This window comes from Amycolatopsis sp. NPDC051128, from assembly GCF_040682715.1.
Lineage (GTDB): Bacteria > Actinomycetota > Actinomycetes > Mycobacteriales > Pseudonocardiaceae > Amycolatopsis.
In genome coordinates, this window is record NZ_JBFBBN010000067.1 from 1 (window position 1) to 26358 (window position 26358).

General features: G+C 71.4%; 24 protein-coding genes. 13 read left to right on the forward strand and 11 right to left on the reverse strand.

The window, feature by feature from the left end; all coding sequences use genetic code 11:
• Positions 1–317: 317 nt before the first annotated feature.
• Both AB0M82_RS41255 and AB0M82_RS41260 read left to right on the forward strand, forming a co-directional pair.
• Positions 318–1169 carry a helix-turn-helix transcriptional regulator gene (locus AB0M82_RS41255; protein WP_364734437.1) on the forward strand — a complete coding sequence of 284 codons (852 nt, stop codon included), beginning with the start codon at positions 318–320 and terminating at the stop codon, positions 1167–1169.
• Positions 1170–1172: 3 nt separating this feature from the next.
• On the forward strand, positions 1173–1355 hold the full coding sequence (locus tag AB0M82_RS41260; protein WP_364734439.1) for a DUF397 domain-containing protein: 183 nt from the start codon (positions 1173–1175) through the stop codon (positions 1353–1355).
• Here the strand turns inward: AB0M82_RS41260 and AB0M82_RS41265 are convergent.
• On the reverse strand, positions 1339–1914 hold the full coding sequence (locus AB0M82_RS41265; RefSeq protein ID WP_364734441.1) for an amidohydrolase family protein: 576 nt from the start codon (positions 1912–1914) through the stop codon (positions 1339–1341). The two genes, AB0M82_RS41260 and AB0M82_RS41265, sit on opposite strands and share 17 nt — an antisense overlap.
• 116 nt (positions 1915–2030) lie before the next feature.
• Here AB0M82_RS41265 and AB0M82_RS41270 point away from each other — a divergent pair, with 116 nt between their 5' ends.
• The gene (locus AB0M82_RS41270) at positions 2031–2474 is read left to right on the forward strand and encodes a hypothetical protein (protein WP_364734443.1); all 444 of its coding nucleotides are present in this window, start codon (positions 2031–2033) and stop codon (positions 2472–2474) included.
• Here AB0M82_RS41270 and AB0M82_RS41275 read toward each other — a convergent pair.
• Both AB0M82_RS41275 and AB0M82_RS41280 read right to left on the reverse strand, forming a co-directional pair.
• The gene (locus AB0M82_RS41275; RefSeq protein WP_364734445.1) at positions 2453–2983 is read right to left on the reverse strand and encodes a GNAT family N-acetyltransferase; all 531 of its coding nucleotides are present in this window, start codon (positions 2981–2983) and stop codon (positions 2453–2455) included. The two genes, AB0M82_RS41270 and AB0M82_RS41275, sit on opposite strands and share 22 nt — an antisense overlap.
• Before the next feature lie 18 nt (positions 2984–3001).
• Complete coding sequence (locus AB0M82_RS41280) at positions 3002–3649, reverse strand: methyltransferase domain-containing protein (protein ID WP_364734447.1); 648 nt, start codon at positions 3647–3649, stop codon at positions 3002–3004.
• A gap of 90 nt (positions 3650–3739) precedes the next feature.
• On the opposite strand from AB0M82_RS41280, the gene AB0M82_RS41285 reads away from it, so the two are divergent.
• Complete coding sequence (locus AB0M82_RS41285) at positions 3740–4375, forward strand: TetR/AcrR family transcriptional regulator (RefSeq protein ID WP_364734449.1); 636 nt, start codon at positions 3740–3742, stop codon at positions 4373–4375.
• 32 nt (positions 4376–4407) lie between these two features.
• On the opposite strand, the gene AB0M82_RS41290 is transcribed toward AB0M82_RS41285, so the two are convergent.
• From AB0M82_RS41290 to AB0M82_RS41305, 4 genes are read right to left on the reverse strand one after another with little or no spacing between them, the layout of a single operon-like run.
• Positions 4408–5160: a succinate dehydrogenase/fumarate reductase iron-sulfur subunit gene (locus AB0M82_RS41290; RefSeq protein WP_364734451.1), complete on the reverse strand. Its 753-nt coding sequence runs from the start codon at positions 5158–5160 to the stop codon at positions 4408–4410.
• Positions 5157–7073 (reverse strand): fumarate reductase/succinate dehydrogenase flavoprotein subunit, encoded by a 1917-nt coding sequence (locus AB0M82_RS41295; protein ID WP_364734453.1) that lies wholly within the window; start codon positions 7071–7073, stop codon positions 5157–5159. The genes AB0M82_RS41290 and AB0M82_RS41295 overlap by 4 nt, the downstream gene beginning before the upstream one ends.
• A 55-nt stretch (positions 7074–7128) precedes the next feature.
• Positions 7129–7953, reverse strand: coding sequence for a hypothetical protein (locus AB0M82_RS41300; RefSeq protein WP_364734455.1), 825 nt, complete (start codon positions 7951–7953; stop codon positions 7129–7131).
• Complete coding sequence (locus tag AB0M82_RS41305; RefSeq protein ID WP_364734517.1) at positions 7950–8237, reverse strand: hypothetical protein; 288 nt, start codon at positions 8235–8237, stop codon at positions 7950–7952. Before AB0M82_RS41305 ends, AB0M82_RS41300 begins: the two co-directional genes overlap by 4 nt.
• 255 nt (positions 8238–8492) lie before the next feature.
• On the opposite strand from AB0M82_RS41305, the gene edd reads away from it, so the two are divergent.
• The 4 genes from edd (at position 8493) to AB0M82_RS41325 (ending at position 14566) form a co-directional block, all read left to right on the forward strand.
• On the forward strand, positions 8493–10385 hold the full coding sequence (gene edd, locus AB0M82_RS41310; protein ID WP_364734457.1) for a phosphogluconate dehydratase: 1893 nt from the start codon (positions 8493–8495) through the stop codon (positions 10383–10385).
• A complete protein-coding gene (gene eda, locus AB0M82_RS41315) occupies positions 10382–11002 on the forward strand; it encodes a bifunctional 4-hydroxy-2-oxoglutarate aldolase/2-dehydro-3-deoxy-phosphogluconate aldolase (protein ID WP_364734459.1) in 621 nt (206 codons plus the stop codon). The genes edd and eda overlap by 4 nt, the downstream gene beginning before the upstream one ends.
• Positions 11003–11217: 215 nt before the next feature.
• Complete coding sequence (locus AB0M82_RS41320; RefSeq protein ID WP_364734461.1) at positions 11218–13206, forward strand: PEP/pyruvate-binding domain-containing protein; 1989 nt, start codon at positions 11218–11220, stop codon at positions 13204–13206.
• A 19-nt stretch (positions 13207–13225) separates the two neighbouring features.
• Positions 13226–14566 (forward strand): MFS transporter, encoded by a 1341-nt coding sequence (locus AB0M82_RS41325; RefSeq protein ID WP_364734463.1) that lies wholly within the window; start codon positions 13226–13228, stop codon positions 14564–14566.
• 164 nt (positions 14567–14730) lie between these two features.
• Here AB0M82_RS41325 and AB0M82_RS41330 read toward each other — a convergent pair whose 3' ends face one another.
• The 4 genes from AB0M82_RS41330 to AB0M82_RS41345 form a co-directional block, all read right to left on the reverse strand.
• On the reverse strand, positions 14731–15258 hold the full coding sequence (locus tag AB0M82_RS41330; RefSeq protein ID WP_364734519.1) for a regulatory protein RecX: 528 nt from the start codon (positions 15256–15258) through the stop codon (positions 14731–14733).
• 212 nt (positions 15259–15470) lie between these two features.
• A complete protein-coding gene (gene recA / locus AB0M82_RS41335; protein ID WP_364734465.1) occupies positions 15471–16520 on the reverse strand; it encodes a recombinase RecA in 1050 nt (349 codons plus the stop codon).
• 234 nt (positions 16521–16754) lie between these two features.
• Positions 16755–16949: a DUF3046 domain-containing protein gene (locus AB0M82_RS41340; RefSeq protein WP_364565332.1), complete on the reverse strand. Its 195-nt coding sequence runs from the start codon at positions 16947–16949 to the stop codon at positions 16755–16757.
• A 151-nt stretch (positions 16950–17100) separates the two neighbouring features.
• On the reverse strand, positions 17101–18948 hold the full coding sequence (locus AB0M82_RS41345; protein WP_364734521.1) for an Hsp70 family protein: 1848 nt from the start codon (positions 18946–18948) through the stop codon (positions 17101–17103).
• 186 nt (positions 18949–19134) lie between these two features.
• On the opposite strand from AB0M82_RS41345, the gene AB0M82_RS41350 reads away from it, so the two are divergent.
• The 5 genes from AB0M82_RS41350 to AB0M82_RS41370 are packed head-to-tail and all read left to right on the forward strand — an operon-like array spanning position 19135 to position 26307.
• Positions 19135–19476 (forward strand): hypothetical protein, encoded by a 342-nt coding sequence (locus AB0M82_RS41350; protein WP_364734467.1) that lies wholly within the window; start codon positions 19135–19137, stop codon positions 19474–19476.
• Positions 19473–20498, forward strand: coding sequence for a 4-hydroxythreonine-4-phosphate dehydrogenase PdxA (gene pdxA / locus AB0M82_RS41355; RefSeq protein ID WP_364734469.1), 1026 nt, complete (start codon positions 19473–19475; stop codon positions 20496–20498). Before AB0M82_RS41350 ends, pdxA begins: the two co-directional genes overlap by 4 nt.
• On the forward strand, positions 20495–20818 hold the full coding sequence (locus AB0M82_RS41360; RefSeq protein ID WP_364734471.1) for a hypothetical protein: 324 nt from the start codon (positions 20495–20497) through the stop codon (positions 20816–20818). The genes pdxA and AB0M82_RS41360 overlap by 4 nt, the downstream gene beginning before the upstream one ends.
• A complete protein-coding gene (locus AB0M82_RS41365; RefSeq protein WP_364734473.1) occupies positions 20790–21590 on the forward strand; it encodes a DeoR/GlpR family DNA-binding transcription regulator in 801 nt (266 codons plus the stop codon). The genes AB0M82_RS41360 and AB0M82_RS41365 overlap by 29 nt, the downstream gene beginning before the upstream one ends.
• On the forward strand, positions 21568–26307 hold the full coding sequence (locus tag AB0M82_RS41370; protein WP_364734475.1) for a DEAD/DEAH box helicase: 4740 nt from the start codon (positions 21568–21570) through the stop codon (positions 26305–26307). The genes AB0M82_RS41365 and AB0M82_RS41370 overlap by 23 nt, the downstream gene beginning before the upstream one ends.
• Positions 26308–26358: the final 51 nt, after the last annotated feature.

The window sequence follows — 26358 nt, forward strand, 5'->3', positions numbered from 1 at the left end:
CCCCCACCGCATCGGCCCGATCGTCCAAGCAGCACTCGTCCTCACCCACCACGAACACCACGGACGCTACTGAGAAAACCTCAATGTGGCGTTGGTTGCGTTGGACGCACCGAACGCCACATTGGGGCGCTTTACACCTGAATTCTCTGACACCGGCGAAGCATTACTAAACCGCGAAGCGCGCTTCAATTGCGAAGCTGCTTCGCAGCGCTTCGCGAGCGGAATCCGTTGTCACACAGGCGGAACACCGACCTCCTTGCGGTGAATCCGCGCGCGGCCTGCCCTGTTTTGTCGGAGGTCGCCTCTAACGTGCGGGCATGACCGAAAAGAGCACGGTGCGCACGCGGGAAATGGCCGTCGAACTGAAGGGCCAGCGTGAGCTGAAACGGATGACCCTGCGCGAGGTGGCCCGGCGCGCCGACTGGTCGGCGGCGAAAGTGTCGGCCTGGGAGAACGGCCGCCGCATCTCGCCGGTCGACGCGGCGATCTACCTCGCCCACTGCGGCACGAAGGCCGCCGAACGCGCACGGCTCCTCGAACTGACGCAGCCACCGAGCGACCTGTACTGGGTGCGGCCCTACTTCGACAAGCTCGTCGACCCGATGAAGTCGCTCATCATCCAGGAGAACCTCGCGACGTCGATCACCTACTACAGCCCGCTCCACATCCCGGGGATGCTCCAGATCGAGGATTATGTCCGCACCTGCTTCGACCTCACGGGCCGCTACACCAGCGACCGGCTGGAAATGCTGACCAAGGCACGGGTGGACCGGCAGAAACGGCTGCAGTGCCGGAATCCGCCCGCCTGCACCTTCTTCATCCACGAACGCGCGCTGCGCTCCGTCGTCGGTGGCTCGCGGCTCATGCACGAACAGCTGCAGAACCTCGTGCTGACAACGAATCTGCCCCGGTGCGTGATCCGGGTCGTGCCCGAGTCGGCGCCGGTCTTCCGCGTCTTCCCCAGCACATTCACCATGATGGAGTTCCCCGGCCACCCGCCCGTGGTCTACGAGGAGACGTACACCGCCGGTCTCTTCGTCGACGACCGGGTGGCTGTCGAAGCGCTCTACATCGTCGTCACACGGCTGGAACAGGCCGCCCTTTCCGAGGGAGAATCGAGGGAGATGCTCATCCGGCTGGCGGACGAGTACGAGCTCATGAGGGAGTGACCCATGACGACCCGCGAGCGGACCTGGTTCAAGAGCAGCCACAGCGACGGGCAGGAACACAGCACGTGCGTCGAAGTCGCCCTCGACACCGGGGCCACCGCGGTTCGCGACTCCAAAGCGCCCGGCGCCGGGCACCTCACCGTCCCCCACACCGCCTGGAGCGCGCTGCTCAGCTCGCTGCGCTGACCTCGCGGCCGTCGTGCCAGACCGCCCGGACCCGGGCGGGCAGGTCGGCCACGGTGAGGTCCGTGCCGTCGAGGAGCACCAGATCGGCGCGCAAGCCCGGCTCGATGCGGCCGCGGTCGTCGTCGAGCCGGAGCAGCCGGGCCGCTTCGGAGGTGGCCGCCTTCAGGGCCGCCGCGTCGCCGAGCACCTCGGCCAGCAACCGCAGCTCGGTCGTCAAGTCGACATGGGGACGCGGCGCGAGGTCCGAGCCCGCGGCGATCCGCACGCCGGCCTCGGCGGCGAGGCGGACCGACCGGCGATGAGCGGCCGCGAACTCGCTGTCGCTGATCGGCGACAGCGTCGGCACGTACCAGGCGTTCCCCAGCGCGGCCACGGCGTCGTCGTCGAGGAAGGTGCCGTGCTCGATGCTGCGCGCCCCGGCGCGGGCCGCCGAGACGACGGCCGCCGACGAGTGCGCGTGGGCCAGGACGTCCCGGCCGCAGCGGCGGGCCTCGTCGACCAGGGCGACGAGCTCGTCGTCGGTCGGGCGGACGTCCACGTTCTCGCGGACGGCCCGCATGGCCCGCTCGCGCCGACCTTGATCCAGTCGGCGCCCGCGCGCACCATCCGGCGGACCGCCGCGCGGGCGGCGTCCGGCCCGTCGAACAGCGGGTCGGGCAGCGACGGATCACCGTAGTGGTCGACGGCGCCCGCTGGTGGCTCCCAGCTGTCGCCGAGCCCGCCGGTCGGTCCGAGCTGGCGGAGGCTGACCAGCAGGTCGGGCCCGCTGATCCAGCCTTCGCGCAGCGCGTGCTTGACCCCGGCGTCGGCGCCCCAGGCGTCCCGGACGGTGGTGATCCCGCGAGCCAGCAACCCGCGCAGCACCGGCACGGCTTCGAGGATCCGCGCGCTGCGCGGCAGCGGCTCGGGCCGCGGGAACGCGACGTGCACGTGGCAGTCGATGAGCCCGGGGATCAGCAGGCCGCCCGCGCAGTCGACGCGCTCGTCGCCGTCCAGGCCGAGGCCGACCTCGGCGATCCGGTCGCCGTCGAGCCGGACATCCGCGCGAAAACGCGCACCGGTCTCGGGGTCGAAGACGCGCGCTCCGGCGAGCAGCGTCACGCCAGTTCCTTGCGGTAGATGAGAAAGTCGCACGGCGTGGCGAGCGACGGCGCGAGGTGCGGGTAGTCCTCGGCGAGATCGGCGCGATGCGTCACGCGGTAGCCGAGCCGGCCGTACCACTCGGCGAGGAACTGCTTCGACGGATGTGTCCACTCGCGCGGCACGAGCAGTTCCAGCTGCATCTCGCGGCACCCGGCGTCCCGGCTCGTCCGCACGGCGAACCGCACCAGCTCGCGCCCGATGCCGATCCCGCGCCGCGCCGGGTCGGCGGCGAGCATGCCGAACTCGCCGGTGGTTTCGTCGAGCCGCTGGAGGCGCACGGATCCGGCGAAGTCGCCGTCGACCCGCGCGACGGCGATCTCCCCGGCCCGGACGAACCCGGCGACCTCTTCGACGGACGTCCGGTCGGTGCTCCCCTGCCAGAGCCCCTTCTCGGCCTCGGCGTAGACCTGGTTGACCAGTGCGGTGATCCGGGCGACCAGCGGCCCGTCACCCGCCGCGGACGGCGCCGGCAGCTCGATCTCCATGCGTCCATCCTGCCGAAATCACGGCTTCACCGCTCGCACGCAGTGCAGGAACGCTCCGACGCGGCTTTCCGACACCGTGGCGAAGCCGGCGTCCGCGAGCATCGGCGCGATCCGTTCGACGGGGTTGTCGCGCATCCCGGCACCGGCGGTCACGCCCACCAGGTGCCGGGTCAGCCGGCCGCGGGGCGGCCGGAAGTCGGCCAGCAGGATCCGGCCACCCGGGCGCAGCACCCGGAACATCTCGCCGAACGCCGCGCCGCGCACGTCTTCCGGGATGTGGTGCACAGCGAGGCTCGACACGACGACGTCGAACGTCCCGTCCGGCGCGTCCAGCGCCTCGGCCCGGCCCACCTCGAACGAGCAGTTCGCGCTCCCACGCAGACGGCGCGCCTCGCCGACCATCGGCTCGGACGGATCGACACCCACGGCGCTCCCGTCCGGCGACGCGGCTTCGGCCGCCAACGCGGTCAGGTAGCCCGGGCCGGCGCCGACGTCCAGCACCCGGTCTCCCGGCGCGACGCCCGCGAGGCCCACCAGCCGGCCGAACGTGTGTCTCCGCCGGCCGGCGAACGCCGTCACCGACAACAGCTCGTACGCCCGCGCGTGCTGGATCGCCCCCGGCGCCCGCGGGTCCCGCTTCCCGTGCAGCAGTTGTCCCAGGTTCATGACCACTCCCATAACTTAGTCGCGACTAAGAACATGGCCGCCAGGTTAGTCGCCACTAAGTTATCCGGCAAGGGGCACTACGATGCGCACGTGACCGAACCAGCCCGCCGCGTCCGGATGAGCGCCTCGGACCGTCGAGAGTCGATCCTCGCCGCCGCCACCGAGGTCTTCGCCGAGGTCGGCTACCTGCGCGGCAAGACGTCCACCGTGGCGCGCCGGGTCGGCGTCAGCGAGCCCGTGGTCTTCCAGAACTTCGGCACCAAGGCCGCCCTGTTCGCCGCCGTGGTGGACCGCGCCGCGGACCACGTCTGCCACCTGCTCGACCGGACGACGGCGAGCGCGGTCCCGGTCGCCGTCCTGCTCGAGACGATGCTGGACCCCGGCCACCTCGACCAGGTGCACAGCGCGGGCTCGGTCGGCGCGATCTTCGCCGACGCGGCCGCCGTCACCGACGAGCCCGAGATCGAAGCCGCCGCGAGAAGGTCCACCCAGCGGTTCGCCCGCTCGCTCACCGACCTGCTGGACCGCGGACGCGCCGGGGGCGAACTGCGACCGGACCTCGACGTCGAGGCCGCCGCCTGGTGGCTGCTCTCGTTGGTCGCGTCGCAGAAGTTCCGTCGCCGGACCGCCGCGGAACCGGCCGCGGTCGAGGCCAAGCTCGCCGCCGGCACCCTCGGCTTCCTCCTGGCGCCGCCCGGACGAAAAGACGCTCGCGAACCGGCTTGATCACACGGTTCGCGAGCGTCGGGAGAAAAGTCCTACTTGTCGCGGCGGAAGAGCTTGTTGCCCAGCCACACGATGGGGTCGTACTTGCGGTCCGCGACGCGCTCCTTCATCGGGATCAGCGCGTTGTCGGTGATGTGGATGCCCTCCGGGCACACCTCGCTGCAGCACTTGGTGATGTTGCAGTAGCCGAGGCCGTGCTCGTCCTGCGCCGCGTCACGCCGGTCCGCGACGTCGAGCGGGTGCATCTCCAGCTCGGCGATGCGCATCAGGTACCGCGGCCCGGCGAAGGACTCCTTGTTCTCCTCGTGGTCCCGCACCACGTGGCAGGTGTTCTGGCACAGGAAGCACTCGATGCACTTGCGGAACTCCTGCGAGCGCTCGACGTCCACCTGCTGCATCCGGTACTCCCCCGGTTCGAGACCGGGCGGCGGGGTGAACGACGGGATCTCCCGGGCCTTCGTGTAGTTGAACGACACGTCGGTGACGAGGTCGCGGATCACCGGGAACGTCCGCATCGGCGTCACCGTGATCACCTCGTCCTCGGTGAACGTCGACATCCGCGTCATGCACAGCAGCCGCGGCCGGCCGTTGATCTCCGCCGAGCACGAGCCGCACTTGCCCGCCTTGCAGTTCCAGCGCACCGCGAGGTCCGACGCCTGGGTGGCCTGCAGCCGGTGGATGATGTCGAGGACGACCTCGCCCTCGTTCACCTCGACCGTGTAGTCCTTCAGCTCGCCGCCCGCGTCGTCGCCGCGCCAGACCCGGAAACTCGCCTTGTAGGTCATGCCTTGCTCCCGGGATGCGTCTCGAGCTCCTCGTCGGTGTAGTACTTCCCGAGTTCGGCGAACTCGAACAGCTCGAGCAGGTCCTGCCGCAGCGGCAGCTGCTCCTTCACCGTCACGTCGATTTCCGGCACCACCGGGTTCTCACCCGGCGCCGACGCGCACACGAGAAGCTTGTGGCGCCATTCGGGGTCCAGCCCCGGGAAGTCGTCCCGCGTGTGCCCGCCGCGGCTCTCGGTCCGCATCAGCGCCGCCTTCGCGACGCATTCGCTGACCATCAGCATGTTGCGCAGGTCGATCGCGAGGTGCCAGCCGGGGTTGAACTGCCGGTGCCCCTCCACGGTGACGCGCAGGATCCGCTGCCGCAGCTCGCCCAGCTTCACCAGCGCCTGCTCGACCTCCTCGGCCTTGCGGATGATGCCGACCAGGTCGTTCATCGACTGCTGCAGCTCGGTGTGCAGGGTGTACGGGTTCTCGGCCGACGCGCCGTCGGGCGGGTCGAACGGCGCCAGCGCCATCTTCGCCGCGGCGTCCACATCGGACTCCTTGACGGCGGGCCTGCCGTCGAGGCCGTGCACGTACTCGGCCGCGCCGAGCCCGGCGCGGCGGCCGAACACCAGCAGGTCCGACAGCGAGTTCCCGCCGAGCCGGTTGGACCCGTGCATGCCGCCCGAGCACTCGCCCGCGGCGAACAGGCCGGGCACGCTCGCCGCGGCCGTGTCCGGGTCGACCTCGATGCCGCCCATGACGTAGTGGCAGGTCGGGCCGACCTCCATCGGCTCCGCGGTGATGTCGACGTCCGCCAGCTCCTTGAACTGGTGGTACATCGACGGCAGCCGCTTCTTGATCTCCTCGGCCGGCAGCCGGCTGGCGATGTCGAGGAAGACGCCGCCGTGCGGGGAGCCACGGCCCTCCTTGACCTCGGAGTTGATCGCGCGGGCCACCTCGTCGCGGGGCAGCAGGTCCGGCGTGCGCCGGTTGTTGTCCGCGTCGGCGTACCAGCGGTCGGCTTCCTCTTCGCTTTCGGCGTACTGGCCCTTGAAGACGTCGGGCACGTACTCGAACATGAACCGCTTGCCGTCGGAGTTCTTCAGCACGCCGCCGTCACCGCGCACGCCCTCGGTGACGAGGATGCCCTTGACGCTCGGCGGCCAGACCATCCCGGTCGGGTGGAACTGGACGAACTCCATGTTGATCAGCTTCGCGCCCGCCCGCAGGGCCAGCGCGTGGCCGTCACCGGTGTACTCCCACGAGTTCGACGTCACCTTGAACGACTTGCCGATGCCGCCGGTGGCGAGCACGACCGCGGGCGCCTCGAAGAGGATGAACCGGCCGCTCTCCCGCCAGTAGCCGAACGCGCCGGCGATGCGGCCCTCGGTGGTGAGCAGCTCGGTGACCGTGCACTCGGCGAAGACCTTGATCTTCGCCTCGTAGTCCCCGGTCTCGGCGAAGTCCTCCTGCTGCAGCGAAACGATCTTCTGCTGCATCGTGCGGATCAGCTCGAGGCCGGTGCGGTCACCGACGTGCGCCAGCCGCGGGTAGGTGTGCCCGCCGAAGTTGCGCTGGCTGATCCGGCCGTCCGCGGTGCGGTCGAACAGGGCGCCGTAGGTCTCCAGCTCCCAGACGCGGTCCGGCGCCTCCTTGGCGTGGAGCTCGGCCATCCGCCAGTTGTTGAGGAACTTCCCGCCGCGCATGGTGTCGCGGAAGTGGACCTGCCAGTTGTCGTTCGAGTTCGCGTTGCCCATCGACGCGGCGCACCCGCCCTCGGCCATCACCGTGTGCGCCTTGCCGAACAGGGACTTGCACACCACGGCGACGCGGAAGCCGCGTTCGCGGGCTTCGATCACGGCGCGCAGGCCGGCGCCACCGGCACCGATCACCACCACGTCGTAGCTGTGCCGTTCGACCTCGGTCATAAAAGAATTCCACCTCGGAACTGGGGGACGTCAGTTTTGGGAACACTGTCGGGGGCTAGTTCACGAACCTCAGGTCCGAAATCGCGCCGCTGGCGACGAGCATGACGTAGAAGTCGGTCAGCACCAGCGTGCCGAGCGTCGTCCAGGCCAGCGCCATGTGGCGGGTGTTCAGTTTCGTCACCTGCGTCCAGATCCAGTAGCGCACCGGGTGTTTGGAGAAGTGCTTCAGCCTGCCCCCGGTCACGTGCCGGCACGAGTGGCAGGAAAGCGTGTAGGCCCAGAGCAGGACGACGTTGCCGAGCAGGACGATGTTGCCCAGCCCGAACCCGAAGCCGCCGGTCTTCCCGTGGAACGCCGTGATGGCGTCGTAGGTGTTGATCAGCGAGACGACCAGCGCGACGTAGAAGAAGTAGCGGTGGACGTTCTGGATGATCAGCGGCAGGCGGGTCTCGCCGGTGTACTTGGCGTGCGGTTCCGCGACGGCGCAGGCGGGCGGGGAGAACCACACGGCCCGGTAGTAGGCCTTGCGGTAGTAGTAGCAGGTCAGGCGGAACCCGAGCAGGAACGGCAGCACGACGAAGCCGAGCGGGACGAAGCCGGGCAGGTCGCCGAACCAGTGGCCGAAGTGGCTCGAGCCTTCCACGCAGGACGTGGAAAGGCAGGGTGAGTAGAACGGCGTCAGGTAGTGGTAGTCGGGCACCCAGTACGCGGTGCGCACGAACGACCGGACCGTCGCGTAGATGATGAACGCCGACAGTCCGAGCACGGTCAGCAGCGGCGAGAGCCACCACCGGTCCGTGCGGAGGGTGCGCTCGGCGATCCGGGCCCGTTTCGGGGCCCGGACGCCGGTGCCGACGCCGTTGTCAGCGGGAGCGCTCACCGCTGGTCGCGCTTGTAGCCGCCGACGCCTTCGTCATCGGCGCCGTGCCAGAGCGCCGGGTCGTAGGGGGTGTCGGGGACGGGGACGCGCTCCGCGGCCTTCGCCTGGGCGGGCACCGCGAGCGGCGTGCCGTCGAGGTCCGCGGTGTCGATGTCGAGGCGCTCCACGTCGTTGGCGAGCCGGCGGATCGCCGACGCGTCGCCGTAGCGCGAGCGCAGTACGCCGACGCACTGCCTGAGCTGGCCGATGGTTCGCCGCAGCTCGGCGATCTCGGAGGTGGACATCATGCCTCCCGATGGTGGTGGGGCCGGCAGGGAACCAGCCGGGCGATCTTTCGCCCGTGCGAGCTTTACCGTGCGTCGTGCAATGTGACAACTAGCACACTAGCGGTTCTGGGGGTGATCGGGGTCACGCGGGTCGATCATCTGAATCGATTTTGATTCGGCGTTTTCGCGAGGTACTGTGGCCAGAGTCACGACCCAGAGGCGCCAGCGCTGCCGTCCCGCGGACCACCACACACCAGTGATCCGGAGCCGGACATGAGCCAGCCCACCACACCGACGCATCCTGTCATCGCCGAAGTCACCGCGCGCATCGCCGCCCGCAGTGCCGCGACGCGCACCGCGTACCTCGACCGCATGGCCGCCGCACACGCCGAAGGCCCGGTCCGCCGCGGTCTCGCCTGCAGCAACCTCGCCCACGGCTTCGCCGCCATGGAGGGCGCCGACAAGGAAGCGCTGCGGGCCGCGCGCGCCCCCGGCGTCGCGATCGTCTCGTCCTACAACGACATGCTGTCGGCGCACCAGCCGATGCAGGAGTACCCCGCCTGGCTGAAGAAGTCCGTGCGTTCCGCTGGCGGCGTCGCCCAGTTCGCCGGCGGCGTCCCCGCGATGTGCGACGGCATCACCCAGGGCCGCGCGGGCATGGAGCTGTCCCTGTTCAGCCGCGAGGTCATCGCGATGTCGACGGCGATCGCGCTGTCCCACGACATGTTCGACGCGGCGCTGCTGCTGGGCGTCTGCGACAAGATCGTGCCTGGCCTGCTGATCGGCGCGCTGTCCTTCGGGCACCTGCCGGCCCTGCTGGTTCCGGCCGGGCCGATGAACTCCGGGCTGCCCAACAAGGAGAAGGCCCGCGTCCGCCAGCTGTACGCCGAGGGCCTCGCGACCCGGGAAGACCTCCTGGACGCCGAAGCGGCGTCGTATCACTCGGCGGGCACCTGCACGTTCTACGGCACGGCCAACTCCAACCAGATGGTCGTCGAGGTGATGGGCCTGCACCTGCCCGGCGCCAGCTTCGTCCAGCCGGGTTCTGCGCTGCGGCGCGCGTTGACCGAGGAAGCCGGGCGGCGGGTCGTCGCGCTCTCGCGGGGCGAGGAGTACACGCCGGTCTCGCGGATCCTCGACGAGAAGGCGTTCGTCAACGGCGTCGTCGCGCTGCTCGCCACCGGCGGCTCGACCAACCACACGATGCACCTGGTCGCGATCGCCGCGGCCGCGGGCATCCAGCTGACCTGGGACGACTTTTCCGACCTGTCGGCCGTCGTGCCGCTGCTGGCGCGGGTCTACCCGAACGGCAGCGCCGACATCAACCACTTCCACGCCGCCGGCGGCATCCAGTTCCTGGTCGGCACGCTGCTCGACGCCGGGCTGCTGCACGAGGACGTGCACACGGTCGCCGGGTTCGGGCTGCACCGCTACCGCGCGGAGCCGATCCTGTCCGACGGCGAGCTCGTCTGGCGCGACGTCCCCACCCGGAGCCTCGACGAAGAGGTGCTGCGCCCGGCGTGGCGGCCCTTCGCCGCGGACGGCGGGCTGCGGATGGTCGAGGGCAACCTCGGCCGCGCCGTGGTCAAGGTGTCCGCGGTGGCGCCCGAGCACCGCGTCGTCCAGGCGCCCGCGCGGGTGTTCACCACCCAGGAGGCGTTCACGGCCGCGTTCGAGGCGGGCGAGCTGGACCGCGACGTCGTCGTGGTGATCCGCCAGCAGGGTCCGCAGGCCAACGGCATGCCGGAGCTGCACGGCCTGACCCCGGCGCTGGGCGTCCTGATGGACCGCGGGCACGCGGTGGCCCTGCTCACCGACGGCCGGATGTCGGGCGCGTCGGGCAAGATCCCGGCCGCGATCCAGGTGACGCCGGAAGCCGCGGCGGGCGGCCCGATCGCCCGCGTCGCCGACGGCGACGTCATCCGGCTCGACGCCTCCGCGGGCTCTCTCGACGTGCTGGTCGGTGACGAAGAACTCGCCCTGCGTGAGCTTGTGGACTTCCCGCCGTCCGAAGCATCCTGGACCGGCACCGGCCGGGAGCTGTTCGCCGCGTTGCGCCGTGCCGTCGGCCCCGCCGACCAGGGCGCTTCCGTGTTCGGACCGCTCACGCCGGAGCACTTCGGCATTCCCACGCACACTCTGGAAACCCAGGAGGTCGGTCAGTGACCACCGGTCAGGACCTGCTCGAGCTGTCCCCCGTGATGCCCGTCGTGGTGATCGACGACGCCGGCGACGCGGTGCCCACGGCGCGGGCCCTGCTCGCCGGCGGGATCGGGGTCATCGAGCTGACCCTGCGCACCCCGGCGGCGTTGTCGGCGATCGAGCGCGTCGCCGCCGAGGTGCCGGACATCGTCATCGGCGCCGGCACCGTCACCTCGCCGGGCCAGGCGAAGCAGGCGGCGGACGCGGGCGCGAAGTTCCTGGTGACCCCGGGCTGCACGGACGCCGTCGTCGACGCGTGCTTCGGGACCGGGCTGCCGTTCCTGCCCGGCGCGAGCACCGTGTCCGAGGCGATGCGGCTGGCCGAACGCGGGCTTTCGGCGCTGAAGTTCTTCCCCGCGGAGGCCAGCGGCGGGGTCGCGTACCTGAAGTCGATCGCGGGTCCGTTGCCTTCGCTCAAGTTCTGTCCCACGGGCGGGATCACGGTCGCTTCGGCGCCTGCCTACCTGGCACTGCCGAACGTCGGCTGCATCGGCGGCTCCTGGCTGACGCCCAAGCCCGCGTTGGCGGCCGGCGATTTCGCCGCGATCGAAGCGCTGGCCGCGGAAGCCGCGAAGCTGTAACGGAGATCACCCCGGGCCATTTCCGCGCTCGAACGGCGGAATGCGCGTCCGGATGGCGGGAGCACCGTTCCAGCGCGCTGGAACGGTGCTCCGAGTGGGTGTGGCCGCGGTCATGAAAACCCGCGCCGCTCCACTGAACGGGTCATTCGCGGTTCCGGTGGGTGATTTACCGGCCTGTTATCGTTCCTTCTCGCTGTTTCAAGCGAGGAGAACCGGTGTCCCTGACCAGTGTGGTCGCCCCCAGTCCTGCCCCCGAGAACGTCGCCGCGCTCGTCGGTGAACGCCTTTCCCTGTCGGCGCTCCACCAGTTGGGCGGGACTCTCGGCGGTTATTCCTTCGTCAAGGTCGTGGTGGACCGCGAGAAATCCGTCATCCACTTCCTGAACGACGCGCGCCATTCCTTTCACGCGATCTATATCGGCGAAGAGATCCTCGGCGTCCCCGAAGAACGCGTGCGCGCCGAGATCGACTCGTACAACGAGACCTTCTACCACGCGCCGGACCGCCGGTTCCTGCTCGGCATTCTCGCGCTCCACACGCGCCAGGAAAAGAAGATCCTTTCGCTGGAGACGGTCGAGGTCGACACCATGCCGGCCGCCCTGATCCGCGAGTTCCACGCGTTCGTCGCGCAGCACGTCGACCCGGCGCTGCCGCTGCTGTTCAAACCGGCCAACCAGCTGCAGGAGCGGATCGTCCGCGAGATCCCGGCGGGCGAGCTGCCCCGCGTGTTCGCGCACGAGCTGTTCTCGACGGCGCCGTTCGTGGCGTTGAACCCGGGCACGACCACCGGACGGCTGCGCGCGTTCCGCACCGAAGCCGAGTACCGCGCCGCCGTGCTGGACTGGACGGACATCGTCGTGATGGACCGCGTGCCCGACGACATCCCGCGGCTGTCCGGCATCGTCAACGCCCGGCACACGACGCCGTTGTCGCACACCAACGTCCTCGCCACCGGCTGGCAGATCCCGAACGCCGTCCAGCTCGGCGCCCTCGCCGAGATCGACCGCCGCGGGCTCGACGGGAAGTGGGTCGAGTACACGGTGGACGCGCAGGCGTCGTCGATCGGCCTGCGCGAGGTGGCGGAGCCGGCCGAGGCGGCGCCCCGGCCGGGCTGGTACGCCCAACGCGTCACACTGGAGGAGCCCGAAGCCGACCACAGCCCCATCGTGAACCTCGCGCGGCTGCGCGCGTCGGACCGGCACCGCTACGGCACCAAGGCGGCCAACCTCGGCGAGCTGCACCACGTCCTGGCCCACGGTTCGCAGCGGCTCCTCGGCTTCTACCAGGTGCCGCGGCCGCCGCGGGACAACCTGCTGCCGTACCTGGCCCGGCTGCTGGACGTCCCGCCCGAGGCCGACTTGGCCGAGGCGGCCCGCCGGCTGCTCGACGACCGCGTCCGCGTGCCGCGCGGCGTCGCGCTGCCGTTCTCGCTGCAGCGGCGGTTCCTGGAGTCGTCACCGCGGATCCAGCAGGCCATCGGCAAGCTGAAGATGGCTCTCGAGCTGGACGCACGCGAGATCGAACCGCTGTGCGTCGAGCTGCAGAGCCTGATCCGGTCGGCGAAACTGCCGGACTCGCTGGCCCGCGAGATCGACTCGGCGCTCGTCTCGGAGCTGGCCGGGGTGCGGGCATTCGTCGTACGCAGTTCTTCGAACGCCGAGGACCTCGCCGGGTTCTCGGCCGCCGGGATCTACGAGTCGCTCAACCACGTCACCACCGCCGAGCGGATCTTCGCCAGCGTCAAGGAAGTCTGGGCTTCACTGGTTTCGGTGCGCAGCGTCCGGCTGCGGCGGCAGGCCGGGATCTCCCTCGACGAGTGCTACATGGGCGTCGTGATCCAGGAGCAGGTCGCGGCCGACTTCGGCGGCGTGCTGGTGACGACGAACCCGATGAACCGCGCGGACTTCCGCACGGTGTACCTCAACGTTTCCCCGCAGGTCACCGACGTCGTCGACGGTTCGGCACTGCCGATGCAGTACCTGTACTCGACGGTCGAGGGCGGCGGCCGCACGGTGTCGCTCGGCGACGCTGCTTCGGATCTCGACGAGGACGCGCACGAGCAGCTGCAGCGGCTCGCCGTCGCCGGCCGCCTGCTGCAGGCGCACTTCTCGCCCGACTACACCTTCGACTCGCCGGTGGACGTCGAGTGGCTCGCCGACCGCGACCGCGTCCACATCGTGCAGCTGCGTCCTTATTCTGTTTGAGTTTCCGGGAGAGATCATCATGCTGGGCTTTCGCCTGCCCGCGAAACCCGCCGTTCAGCGCGCCGTCCGGCTGACCTACGGGTTCCAGTTCTTCTTCGGCCTGCTGCTGTGGGTGCCGATCTTCTACCAGTACCAGAAGCTCGTCGGCCTGTCCGACGGCGAGATCTTCGGCATCCAGAGCATCTACTACGTCGTGTTCTGCCTGCTGGAGATCCCGACCGGGATGATCGCCGACCGGTTCGACTACCGCACTTCGCTGGCGGCCGGCGCCGGTGTGCTCGTGGCGGCGAACCTGGTGCCAGTCTTCCTGGTCTCGTACACCGGGTTCCTGGTGCACTTCGTCCTGATCGCCCTGGCGCGCTCGCTGGTTTCCGGCGCGCAGAGCGCGTACCTGTACGAGTACCTGCATGCCTCCGGCTCGGGGGAGCACTACCTTCGCGTCGAAGGTGTCGGCCGGGCGTACAGCCTGATCGGCAAGATCGTGTACTGGCCGGTGATCGGCCTGCTGATGACGTGGAACCTCCCTTCCCCGTACTGGCTGACGGCGATCAACGCGGCCGTGTCCCTGGTGTTCGCGTGCAAGCTCCCGCCGATCCCCGGCGGACGGCGGGCCACCGGCAAGACGGCCTCGCTCCTGGCCGGCGTCGGTGGCGCGCTGTCGGCACTGCGCTCGTCGCGGTGGCTGGTGCTGCTGATGGTGCAGGGCATCGCGATGTTCACGCTGGTGCGGATCTGCCAGGTGAACCTGTTCCAGCCGATCCTGGAGTCCAAGTCGCTGTCGGTGCACTGGTACGGCGCGGTGCTGGCCGCGATGACGGTCTTCGAGGCACTGGGCGCGGCCCGTCCCCACCGGCTCCGCCGCGCCATCGGCCCGGTCGGCTCGGTGTTCACGCTGACGATCGTGATGGCGCTGTGCCTCGGTTTCGTCGTCGTGACCGGTTCCTTCCCGGCGGTGGTGCTGCTGTGCGTCTTCGCGGTGGCGACGGGCATCGCGTTCCCGGTGCAGAAGCAGCTGCTGAACGACTCCATCCCGGACTCGCGGTACCGCGCGACGCTGCTGTCGATGGAGTCCATCATGGACCGCGCGGTGTGCGCGCTGGTGGCGGTGGCGCTGGGCGCGTACCTGTCGGCCGGCCGGCTGAACGAGTTCCTGGTGCTGACGGCCGTGGTCACCTGCGTGGTGATGGGGCTGCTGGCGGTGTTGTTGCTCGCGGTCCGCAAGCACCGCTCGGACCGCCGGCCCGCGCCACCCCGCCCGCGAGCGGCCGAGCACGCCGTCGTCGGCGGGCCGGCCAACCCGCCCACCGGGCACGGATCGGAACTCCGCCTTCGACACGGCGGCGGGGACGTCCGGAACTGACCGATCCGGCCGGGGAACCCACCCTGGGGCAGGCGCCGCCATTGCCGGGCGGCTGGTCGGCGACCGCCGGATTCCGTGCCTGCCCGACCGCGTCACCCCGCCCTTTGGCCTGTCGGGACCGCTCGGCGAGAAGACGCGATGGTCCGGCCGGGCCGGCCGCCGCGTCAGTCGATGTAGGCGTCGTCGAGGAGGGTGGACTCCGCGCCGTACTCGCGGAGTTCCTCCTTGATCACCGTGTACGCCAATCCCTGCGGGTAGCCCTTGCGGGCCAGGAAGCCGAGCAGCCGCCGCAACGCCGTCTGCTCGTCGACGTTGCCGAGGGACCCGAGCCGCTTGCGGACCAGTTCCCTGGCCATCTGCTCCTCGGACTCCCGGTCGACCTCTTCCACCGCCTGCGCCGCGACCTCGTCGTCGACGCCCTTGCGCCGCAGCTCGGCCGCGAGCGCGGTGCGGGACAGGCCCTGGTTCGTGTGCCGGGACTTCACCCACAGTTCCGCGAACTCCGCGTCGTTGACCAGCCCCGCCCGGTCGAGCTTGCCGAGCAGGGTTTCGCTGGTCTCCTCGTCGAAGCCCTTGCGGTGCAACGCCTGCCGGAGCTCCTCCTGAGTGCGCGCACGCACGGCCAGGAGGTCGTAGCAGATCTCCTTGGCCTTCTTGTACCGCTCCTCGGGAGGCAGCTCCGCCGGCGGGATCTTCGGCGCCCTCGCCACCTCGACTACTCCTCGTTCTCCTGGCATCCAGAACCGCACGTCACGTCGAAACGCGACCACACCGGGGGTCCAGGGGGGCTTGCCCCCTGGCGGGGGTCCGGGGGTTCGCCCCCCGGAGGACACGGCGGAGGGATCAAGGCGAGCGCACTCCGCGAGCACACCTCACCCAATCCCGCAGCCCGAACCCCTCCCGATCAGAAGTCGACCGGCGCCGGAACGGCCTCGGCGGCTTCGGCGTCGAGCTGCGGGCCGATGCCGAGCTTCTCCTTGATGCGCTTCTCGATCTCGTTGGCGATGTCCGGGTTGTCGCGCAGGAACTTCCGCGCGTTCTCCTTGCCCTGGCCGAGCTGGTCGCCCTCGTAGGTGTACCAGGCGCCGGACTTGCGCAGGATCGCCTGGTCGACACCCATGTCGATGAGCGAACCCTCGCGGGAGATGCCGTGGCCGTACAGGATGTCGAACTCGGCCTGCTTGAAGGGCGGGGCCATCTTGTTCTTCACGACCTTGACGCGGGTGCGGTTGCCGACCGGCTCGCCGCCGTCCTTGAGCGTCTCGATGCGGCGCACGTCGAGCCGGATCGAGGCGTAGAACTTCAGCGCCTTGCCACCGGTCGTGGTCTCCGGGGAGCCGAACATGACGCCGATCTTCTCGCGCAGCTGGTTGATGAAGATCGCGGTGGTGCCGGAGTTGTTCATCGCGCCGGTTATCTTGCGCAGCGCCTGGCTCATCAGGCGGGCCTGGAGGCCGACGTGCGAGTCGCCCATCTCGCCCTCGATCTCGGCGCGCGGCACGAGCGCGGCCACGGAGTCGATGACCAGGATGTCGAGCGCGCCGGAGCGGATCAGCATGTCCGCGATCTCCAACGCCTGCTCACCGGTGTCCGGCTGGGAGACGAGCAGCGCGTCGGTGTCCACGCCGAGCTTCTTGGCGTAGTCGGGGTCCAGCGCGTGCTCCGCGTCGATGAACGCCGCGATGCCGCCGTTGCGCTGCGCGTTCGCCACCGCGTGCAGGGCGACCGTGGTCTTACCGGAGGACTCCGGGCCGTAGACCTCGATGACCCGGCCGCGGGGCAGCCCGCCGATGCCGAGCGCGACGTCGAGGGCGATGGCACCGGTGGGGATCACGGCGATGGGCGCGCGGCCTTCTTCGCCGAGGCGCATCACCGAGCCCTTGCCGTACTGCTTGTCGATCTGCGCAAGGGCCAGTTCGAGCGCCTTGTCCTTGTCGGGTGCTGCTGCAGGCATGGAAGTCCACCTCGCTGGTCTGAGCCCCGTCGAGGGCTCTGTGTCGGTTCTTCAGCTGTCCGGTCCGACGCTAGCGGCGGGGACCGACAATTCCAGGCGCGGCGCCCAATCTGTGGATCGCTGGACCCGATGTGGACAACACCCTAGACGAACACCTGTTCGAGGTCGGGAGCGACACACCTTTGCGCTAGGATTTTCGCCCGCCCGGGCCGGCGTCGTCCGGATCCGCCCAGGTCAGCGGCGTTCCGCCGGGACGTCGAAGGCGTCGCAGACCTCGCGCCAGATCTCCTTCACCGGAATTCCGGCGGTCAGCGCCTGGTCGACGGTGCGCCCCCCGAGCGCGCTGAGCACGTGATCCCTGGCCAGCACCTGAGCCCGCCCGGGGCCGAACTCGTCGGCCATCAGCCGCCGGAAAACCGTGATTCGCATCGGACCCATGCTATCCGGGCGGTCGCGGCGGGCACGAACGGCCCGTTCGCGCCATCGAGGTTCAGCCGCCGTCGAGACGCACCGGCCGGTCGCCGCCGGCCGGCCACCGCGACGCCGGTCGTGGCCCACCCGGCGCACCGCGGGGCCGGCGTCACTCGCCGGGCTGGACGCTCTGCTCGAAGTAGTCGGCCAGCGTGCCCGGCGTCGTCGTCTGGGCCTGGTCACTCGAATTCAGCTGGTAGATGAACCCGGCCAGGGGCCGGTCCGCCACCGTGAACACGAGCACCGCCGACGCCTTGCCCGCGGCCGAGGAGTAGTGCCCCTTGAGCCCGTTGCCGCCCCAGTCGGCCTCGGTGCGGTCGCCGCCCGCCGAGGCGAGCAGGCCGTCGGTGTACTGCTTGAGCGTGGCGGCGTCGTCGCCGTGGACGTAGGTCACCTGCGTGCCCGCCCGGCCCGGGGCGGAGCAGGTCGACGACACCCCGATGCGCTGTGCCGGCGCCGCCGGGCCGTTGCCCATGCCCGGTTTGCAGTCGCCGGTGTCCGCGATCTTCCCGGCGAGCTGGCGCAGGCAGCCCGTGAAGCCCTTGTCGTCCGCCTGCCCCGGCGTCCTGCACTGGTCCGCGGTGTAGGTGGTCGCCGAGGACGACGACGTGAGGGCGAAGGTCAGCCCCGCCGCGAGCACCACGACGACCGCGGCCGCGATCCCGATGAACAGCTTCTTCTTCCCGCCCGGCTTCGGCGCGGCCTGCTCCGGCGCGGGCGAGTACGCCGGGAAGTTCGACGGCGCGGGCGTCTGCACCCGCTGCGGGCCGCTGGGCGGGAAGTTCGACGGCCGCTGGTAGCCCGGCGGCGGCGCGTACTGCGAGCGGTGCGGCGCGGTGCCGGTCGCGGCCATGGCCCCGTCGACGTTCTGGGTCCGCACGGCCAGCCCGTCCCGCGCCACGTGCTGGGCGCCGAGCGCGACCGCGGTCTCCGGCTGGTCGAGGCTGCCCGGCACGACACCGAGCTTCTCCGCGATCATCGTGCCGACCAGCGGCAGCCGGCTCGACCCGCCCACGAGGTAGATGCCGGCCAGCCGGTCCGGGGTCAGCCCGGAGGACCGCAGCGTCCGCGACAGCAGTTCGACGCTGCGCAGCATCGCCGGCCGGACCAGCGCTTCCAGCTCGCCGCGGGTGACGAGGACGTCCTTGAACGGCTCGGGCATCGGCACCTCGGTCTGCGGGTGCCGCGACAGCGCCTCCTTGGCCGCCTTGACGTCCTCCTGCAGCGCGCGCCGGGTGCGCCGGTCGGCGGTCGACTCGGGCCGCAGCAGCCCCTGCCAGCGCTGCGGGTCGGAGTGCGAGACCTCGCGCCCGACGTGCACCATCAGCGCCTGGTCGACGTCGAGGCCGCCGAGGTCGGGCAGGCCGTCCTCGGCGAGCACGGTGAACCCGTTCTGCGTGGCGCCGACGACGGCGACGTCGAAGGTGCCCGCGCCGAGGTCGTAGACCGCCAGCGCCTGGCCGGGGGCCAGCGCCTTGCCGGGGAACGAGGCGAAATGCGCCGCCGCGGCGACCGGTTCGGGCACCAGCAGGATGTTCGGGCCCATCCCGGCGAGCCGGGCGGCGGACATCAGGACGTTGCGGCGGGGCTGGCCCCACTGCGCGGGGTGGGTCAGCCGGACCTCGTCGGGCTGTTCGCCGCCGAGCTGGCGGGAGGTCTCTTCGAGCACCCGGCGCAGGATGGCGGCGAGCGCTTCGGTCACCGGGACGACGTCGGTGCCGAGCAGCAGGGTCTGCTCGTCGATGCGGCGCTTGGGGTTGGGCTCGAAGCGCGTCGGGTCGAGGCGGGCGCGGCGCTCGGCGTCGCGGCCGACCATGATCGTGCCCTCTTCGGTGGCGAACACCGCCGACGGCATGTTGGCCGAGCCGTCCACTTCGACGACCCGGGGCGGCCTTCCGTGCGCCGAAAGCACGGCGACGGTGTTGGACGTCCCGAGGTCCACCGACAGGATCCGCACAGCACTCCCCTTCACGAAAACGCGCCTTGACGGCGCTCGCGGTGATGCTGCCATGCGCGCGGTCACCGTGCGTGCGGACCCGGGAAAGTCACTGCTCCTTGACGCGGCGGCCGATCACGAGGCACGATAGTTGCGCAGTTCGGTCAACCGAATTGCTCAGATCGCGCAAAGGAGATCGACGCTCTCGTGATCAATCCGGGTACCCGGCACGCCTCGCCGTCACACGCCGAGCAGGCGGTCCGCCGCGCCATCGAGCGGTCAGCAGAGCACCGCATGGCCGGCATCCGGACCCGCGCGCCCACCCCGGCACGCCCATCGGTCCCGCCGTCGCCGCGCGAATCCCACCGGCGCTCGGGGAACCGGCCCCGGCTGGTGCTCGGCACGCACCGGATCGGCGGGCTCTACGCCACCGGCGGCGACATCGCCGCCGAAGTGCTGAAGCCCCTGCCCGAGGCGAAGCCTCGGTTGTCACAGCCGCCTGCCTGGCACCTGAACCACGTCCTGGCCACCGGAAGGAAGAACCCTTGAGCGACCTCCCGATCCTCGCCGTCACCCTCGGCGACCCCGTGGGCATCGGCCCGGAGATCACCCTGAAGACGTTGCTCGAGCCGGAGGCGCTGCAACTGGCGCGCGGGATCGCCGTCGGTGACGCGATCGTGCTCGAGCGCGTCGCCCGGCACCTGGGGCTGCACGTGGAAATCAACCCAGTCGCCACGGTCGCCGACGCGCGCTTCACCACGGGTGTGGTCGACGTCCTCAACCTCGGCGTCGTCCGGGAAGACCTGCCGTGGGGCGAAGTCAACGCGACCGCGGGGGCCGCCGCCGTGGGCGCGATCGAGGTGGCCACCCGGCTGGCGATGGCCGGCGAGGTCGACGCGGTCGTGACCGCGCCGATCAACAAGGAGGCGATCTGGGCGGCCGGCTCGCGGCACCTCGGGCACACCGAGATGCTCGGCGAGCTCACCGGATCGACCCGGTTCAACACGATGTTCTGGGTTTCCGGGCTGAAGATCTTCTTCGCCACGCGGCACGTTTCCCTGCGCGAGGCGCTCGACCGGATCACCCGGGAGAACATCGAGCACGCGATCCGCGAGGCCTACACCGCGCTGGAGGTGTTCGGCACGGAGAAACCGAGACTGGCGGTGGCGGCGCTGAACCCGCACGGCGGGGAGAACGGCAAGTTCGGCGACGAGGAGATCGTCGCGATCGCCCCCGCGGTCGCCGCCGCGCGGGCGGCCGGGCTCGACGTGGTCGGCCCGATCCCCGCGGATTCGGTGTTCCACCAAGGGATCCAGGGCCGGTTCGACGGGGTGCTCTCGCTCTACCACGACCAGGGGCACATCGCGGCGAAGACGTACGACTTCGACGGCACGGTCTCGGTGACGGTCGGCCTGCCGATCCTGCGCACGTCGGTCGACCACGGCACGGCGTTCGACATCGCCGGCACCGGCCGGGCGTCGCACGGCACGATGCGCGCGGCGTTCAAGGCCGCGGCGACACTCGCGCCGTACGCGCGGAAGCTGCCCGCCAGCTACCCACCGGGCCGATGACGGCCGGGGTGCCCCGCAAGCGGTGGGCGTACGTCATCCCGGTCGCGGTGGTCATGTACATGCTGGCCTACCTCGACCGCACGAACGTCGCGGTGATCCTGCCCTACATCGGCGACGACTTCCCGTTGTCCGCCGGCGCGAAGGGGCCCTACCTGGTCGGCTGGCTCATCGATGTCACCGGCGGCGCGACCACCGGGTTCGTCGTGCTGGCCGCGTTCCTCGCCGTGGCCGCCGGCCTGGCGTTCTTCGGGCTGAAACCGGCCCTCATCGACGACTTGGAAGACTCGGCGCATGTCCCAGCCTCGACCAGGAACCCGTGACCGGCGCGCGATGCTGCTCGAAGCCGTCCGCGACGGCGCGGGCGGCATCGCGGAGCTGGCCGAGGAATTCGGCGTCTCGGAGTCGACGATCCGGCGCGACCTCGCGTCGCTCGCCGGGGCCGGGCACGTCGTCCGCACCTACGGCGGCGCGCTCGACACCGAACGCAGTCCGCTCGAGAAGGACCGCGAGCACGCGGCGGCGAAGGACGCCATCGCCCGGGAAGCCGCCACGCTCGTGCGGGACGGCGAGGTCGTGCTGCTCGACGCCGGCACGACCACCGGCAGGCTCGCCCGCCACCTCGCCCACCGCGAGGGGCTGACCGTGGTCACCAACGGCGTCACCGCGATCCGCGAGCTCGCCGGCTTCGCCGGGATCGACCTGATCGTGCTGGGCGGCCGGCTGCGGCACCCCGGCGAGGCGATCCTCGGCGAGAGCGTGCTGGCGCAACTGCGGCACATCTCACCCGACCGGGTGTTTCTGGGCGCGGACGGCCTGGTGCCCGGACGGGGGCTGTGCTGTCCGTCACTGGAGCAGTCGGTGGTCAAGCACGCGATGCTCCGCGCGGGCACCGAGGCGTACGTGCTGGCCGACCATTCCAAGCTGGGCCAGGCCCCTTTTCCCTACTGGACCCCGCTCGACCGCGAGTACCGATTGATCACCGACGAACCGAACGTCGACGTCACCTATCCGCAGTTCGCCCAGAGCGTGATCCTGGCCGGCTCGCCGGAAACTGTCGGTGGTGCCGCGCATGATGGACGACGTGGCCACTGACGTGCTCGACCTCTTCTCCCCCGCGACCCGGGACTGGTTCGCGGGAGCCTTCGCCGCGCCCACCGCGGCGCAGGAAGGGGCTTGGCGGGCCGCGCACGCGGGCGAGCACGCCCTGGTCGTGGCGCCCACCGGGTCCGGCAAGACGCTGTCGGCGTTCCTCTGGGCGCTGGACCGGCTCTCGGTGGAGCCGCCGCCGGCGGAAGCCACCAAGCGCTGCCGGATCCTCTACGTCTCCCCGCTGAAGGCCCTCGCCGTCGACGTCCAGCGGAACCTGCGCGCCCCGCTCGCCGGGATCTCGCAGGCCGCCCGGCGGCTCGGGCTGCCGGTGCCGGAGATCGAGGTGGGCATGCGCACCGGCGACACCACCGCGGCCGAGCGCCGCACGTTCGGCAAGACCCCGCCGGACGTGCTGGTGACCACCCCGGAGTCGCTGTTCCTGATCCTCACGTCCTCGGCGCGGGAGTCGCTGCGCGGGGTCGAGACGGTGATCGTCGACGAGGTCCACGCCGTGGCGGGCGGCAAGCGCGGCGCGCACCTCGCGCTGTCGCTGGAGCGACTGGACTCGCTGCTGCCGAAGCCGGCGCAGCGGATCGGCCTGTCGGCGACGGTCCGCCCGATCGACGAGGTCAGCGCGTTCCTGGCGGGCGGCCGTCCGGTGCGGGTGGTCCAGCCGAAACTGGCGAAGACCATCGAGGTCCGCGTCGAGGTCCCGGTCGAGGACATGGGCAACCTCGACGCGCCACGCGGCGGCCCGGCACCGAGCCCGCTCGACGCGCTGGAGTCGCCGGAGTCGCCGGACTCGCCGGAGTCGTTGGAGTCGCTGACCGAGGCGTTCCCGCCCGGGGGCATCGCGCCGGGCGGGCTGGGCACGCTGGAGGAGATGGCCGGCAACCCCGTGCAGCGGCCGTCGATCTGGCCGGCGGTCGAGGAACGAGTGCTGAGCCTGATCCGCGCGCACCGGTCGACGATCGTGTTCGCCAACTCCCGCCGGCTCACCGAGCGGCTCACCGCGCGGCTCAACGAACTGGCCGCCGAGCAGACGGAACTCACCCCGGCCGACGCGTTCCCGGCGGAAGCCGTCGGGCAGTCCGGCGTGAGCACCGGCGCGCCGCCGGTGATCGCCAGGGCGCACCACGGGTCGATGTCGCGGGAGCAGCGCACGCACGTCGAGGAGTCGCTCAAGTCCGGGCAGCTGCCGTGCGTGGTGGCGACGTCGTCGCTGGAGCTGGGCATCGACATGGGCGCGGTCGACCTGGTGGTGCAGATCGAGGCGCCGCCGACGGTGGCGTCCGGGCTGCAGCGCGTCGGCCGGGCCGGGCACCAGGTCGGCGCGGTGTCGTCGGGGGTGATGTTCCCGAAGTTCCGCGGTGACCTCGTCTCCTGCGCGGTGGTCGCGGAACGGATGGCGAGCGGGGCCATCGAAGCGGTGCGCTACCCGCGCAACCCGCTGGACGTCCTGGCCCAGCACGTCGTCGCGATGGTGGCACTCGAACCGTGGACGGTGCCGGACCTCGCGTCGCTGGTGCGGCGGGCGGCGCCGTTCGCCTCCCTGCCGGACGACGCGCTGCACGCCGTGCTCGACATGCTCGCGGGCCGGTACCCGAGCGAGGAATTCGGCGAGCTGCGCGCGCGGATCACCTGGGACCGGATCAGCGGCGAGCTGCGCGGGCGGCCGGGTTCGCAGCGGCTGGCGGTGACCTCGGGCGGCACCATCCCGGACCGCGGGCTGTTCACCGTGATGACCCCGGGCGGGGACGGCAAACCCGGCAGTGTCGATGGCCCCTCAGCGGGAAAGCGTGCTTCGGGGCAACGCGTCGGCGAGTTCGACGAGGAGATGGTGTACGAGTCGCGCGTCGGCGACACCATCCTGCTGGGCACGTCGTCGTGGCGGATCACCGACATCACGCACGACCGGGTCATCGTGGTGCCCGCGCCGGGCGAACCGGCGCGGATGCCGTTCTGGAAGGGTGACGCGCCGGGCCGTCCGCTGGAACTCGGCCGGGCGCTGGGGAAGTTCGTCCGCGAACTGTCCACATCGGACGAAAAGAAGGCACGCGAGCGGGCCGAGGCGGCGGGGCTCGACGAGCGGGCGTGCGACAACCTCCTCACTTACCTGGCCGAGCAGAAGGCCGCCACCCGGCACGTGCCGAACGACCGGACGATCCTGCTGGAGCGCTACCGCGACGAGCTGGGCGACTGGCGGATCGTCGTGCACTCGCCGTTCGGCGCGCAGGTGAACGCGCCGTGGGCACTGGCGATCGCGGCGCGGCTGCGCGAGAACCGCGGCGTCGACGCGCAGATCGCGCACTCCGACGACGGCATCGTGCTGCGCCTGCCGGACGCGCTGGACGCCGAGGGCGGCGACGTGACCATCGGCGCCGACGACATCCTGCTCGACCCCGAAGAGGTCGAGCAGCTGATCGTCGCCGAGGTCGGCGGCTCGGCCGTGTTCGCGGCGCGGTTCCGCGAGTGCGCGGCGCGGTCGCTGCTGCTGCCGCGCCGGGACCCGCGGCGCCGCACCCCGCTGTGGCAGCAACGGCAACGCGCGTCGCAGCTGCTGTCGGTCGCGGCGAAGTACGAACGGTTCCCGGTCGTGCTGGAAGCGATGCGGGAGGTCCTGCAGGACGTCTACGACGTGGGCGGGCTGCGTGAGCTGATGGCCGACGTCCGGGCCCGCAAGGTCCGGCTGGTGGAGGTTGAGACGCCGGCCCCGTCGCCGTTCGCGCGCAGCTTGCTCTTCGGCTACGTCGGGATGTTCCTCTACGAGACCGACGCGCCACTGGCCGAACGGCGGGCGGCGGCGCTGTCGCTGGATTCGGCGCTGCTGGCCGAGCTCCTGGGCACCGAGGCGATCCGGGAGCTGCTCGACCCCGAGGCCGTCACCGAGGTCGAACGATCGCTGCAGCGGCTCGATCCCGACCGGCACGCGCGCTCGGCCGAGGACGCCGCCGACCTGCTGCGGTTCCTCGGCGACCTGACCGTCGAGGAAGCCGCCGAGCGCGGGATCCAGGCGGAGTGGCTCACCGAGCTGGCGGCGGCGCGGCGGGCGATCCGGGTCCGGATCGGGGGTACCGAACGGTTCCTGGCGATCGAGGACGCGGGCCGGGTGCGCGACGCGCTGGGCACGGCGCTGCCGGTGGGTGTGCCCGAGGCGTTCACCGAACCGGTCGCGGACCCGCTCGGCGACCTGCTGTCGCGCTACGCCCGGAGCCGGGGCCCGTTCGCCGCGGCGGACGCGGCCGCGCGGTTCGGGCTCGGCACGGCGGTCGTCACCGGGGTCCTCGACCGGATGACCGGCGAAGGCCGGCTGGTCCGGGGCGAGCTGAGCCCGGTCGGGCATCCGGACACGCACGGTGTCGGGATCGAATACTGCGACTCCGCGGTCCTTCGGCGGCTACGGCGGGCGTCGCTGGCGAAGCTGCGAGCCGAGGTGGAGCCGGTCGAACCGGCGGCGCTGGGCCGGTTCCTGCCCGCGTGGCACGGGTTCGGCGGGCGCGTCCGGGCGGCGCCGACGGCGGACGACGTGCTGTCGGTGGTCGAGCAACTGGCCGGGGCGCCGCTGCCGGCGAGCGCGGTGGAGTCGCTGATCCTGCCCGGACGGCTGCCGGGCTACTCCCCCGCGCTGCTGGACGAGCTGACGACCGCGGGCGAGGTCACGTGGGCGGGCTGCGGCGCGCTGTCCGGCGGGGACGGCTGGATCGCCCTCGCCCCCACGGACGTCGCCGACCTCTTGCTGCCGGAGGTCGTCGAGGACATCCCGACGGGCCCGCTGCACGACGCGATCGCGTCCACTTTGGAGGGTGGCGCGCTGTTCTTCCGGCAGCTGGTGGACCGGGCGACCGTGCTGGTGGACAAGGCGCCGAGCGACGCCGAAGTCGTGGCCGCGCTGTGGGACCTGGTGTGGGCCGGGCTGGTCACGGGCGACACGCTGGGACCGCTGCGGGCCCAGGTCGCCGGGCACGGGGCGCACAAGCCCCGGCGGCAGGCGCCCCGCGGCCGGTATGCGCGGCTGCGGGCGGGGCGGCCGCAGATGCCGTCAAGGTCCGGGCCGCCGACGGTCGCCGGCCGGTGGGCGCTGACCCCGGCCCGCGAGACCGACGCGACCCGCCGGGCTCACGCGCGGACGGAAGCGTTCCTCGAGCGGCACGGCGTGCTGACCCGCGGCGCGCTCGACACCGAGCGCGTCACCGGCGGGTTTTCCGGGATCTACAAGGTGCTCCGCGGCATGGAGGACACCGGCCAGGTGATCCGCGGCTACGTCGTGGAGGGGCTCGGCGCCGCCCAGTTCGCGGCGAAGGGCGCGGTGGACCGGCTGCGCGCGCTGTCCGGTCCGGGCCGCCCGGCGCCCGGCCGCGCGGTGGTGCTGGCCGCGGCGGACCCGGCCCAGCCGTACGGCGCGGCCCTCCCCTGGCCGGCGGCGACGGGCGACACGAAGCACCGCCCCGCGCGCAAAGCGGGCGCACTGGCGGTGCTGGTGGACGGGGTCCCGGCGATGTACGTCGAGCGGGGAGGCAGGTCCCTGCTGAGCTTCACGGAGGAACGGCAACCCCTGTCGGAGGCGGCCCAGGCCTTGTCGGCAGCGGTCCGGGAGGGTTGGCTGGGCCAGCTGGCGGTTCAACGCGCGGACGGCGAGCAGGCACTGACCTCGGAACTGGCGGAGGTCCTCCGGGAGGCCGGTTTCCGGGCGACGCCGTCGGGCTTGCGCCTCCGGGCTTGAGGAACGCGACGGACCTGGGAGTTCGCCCGGCCGGCTCGCGCCGGTCGCGGT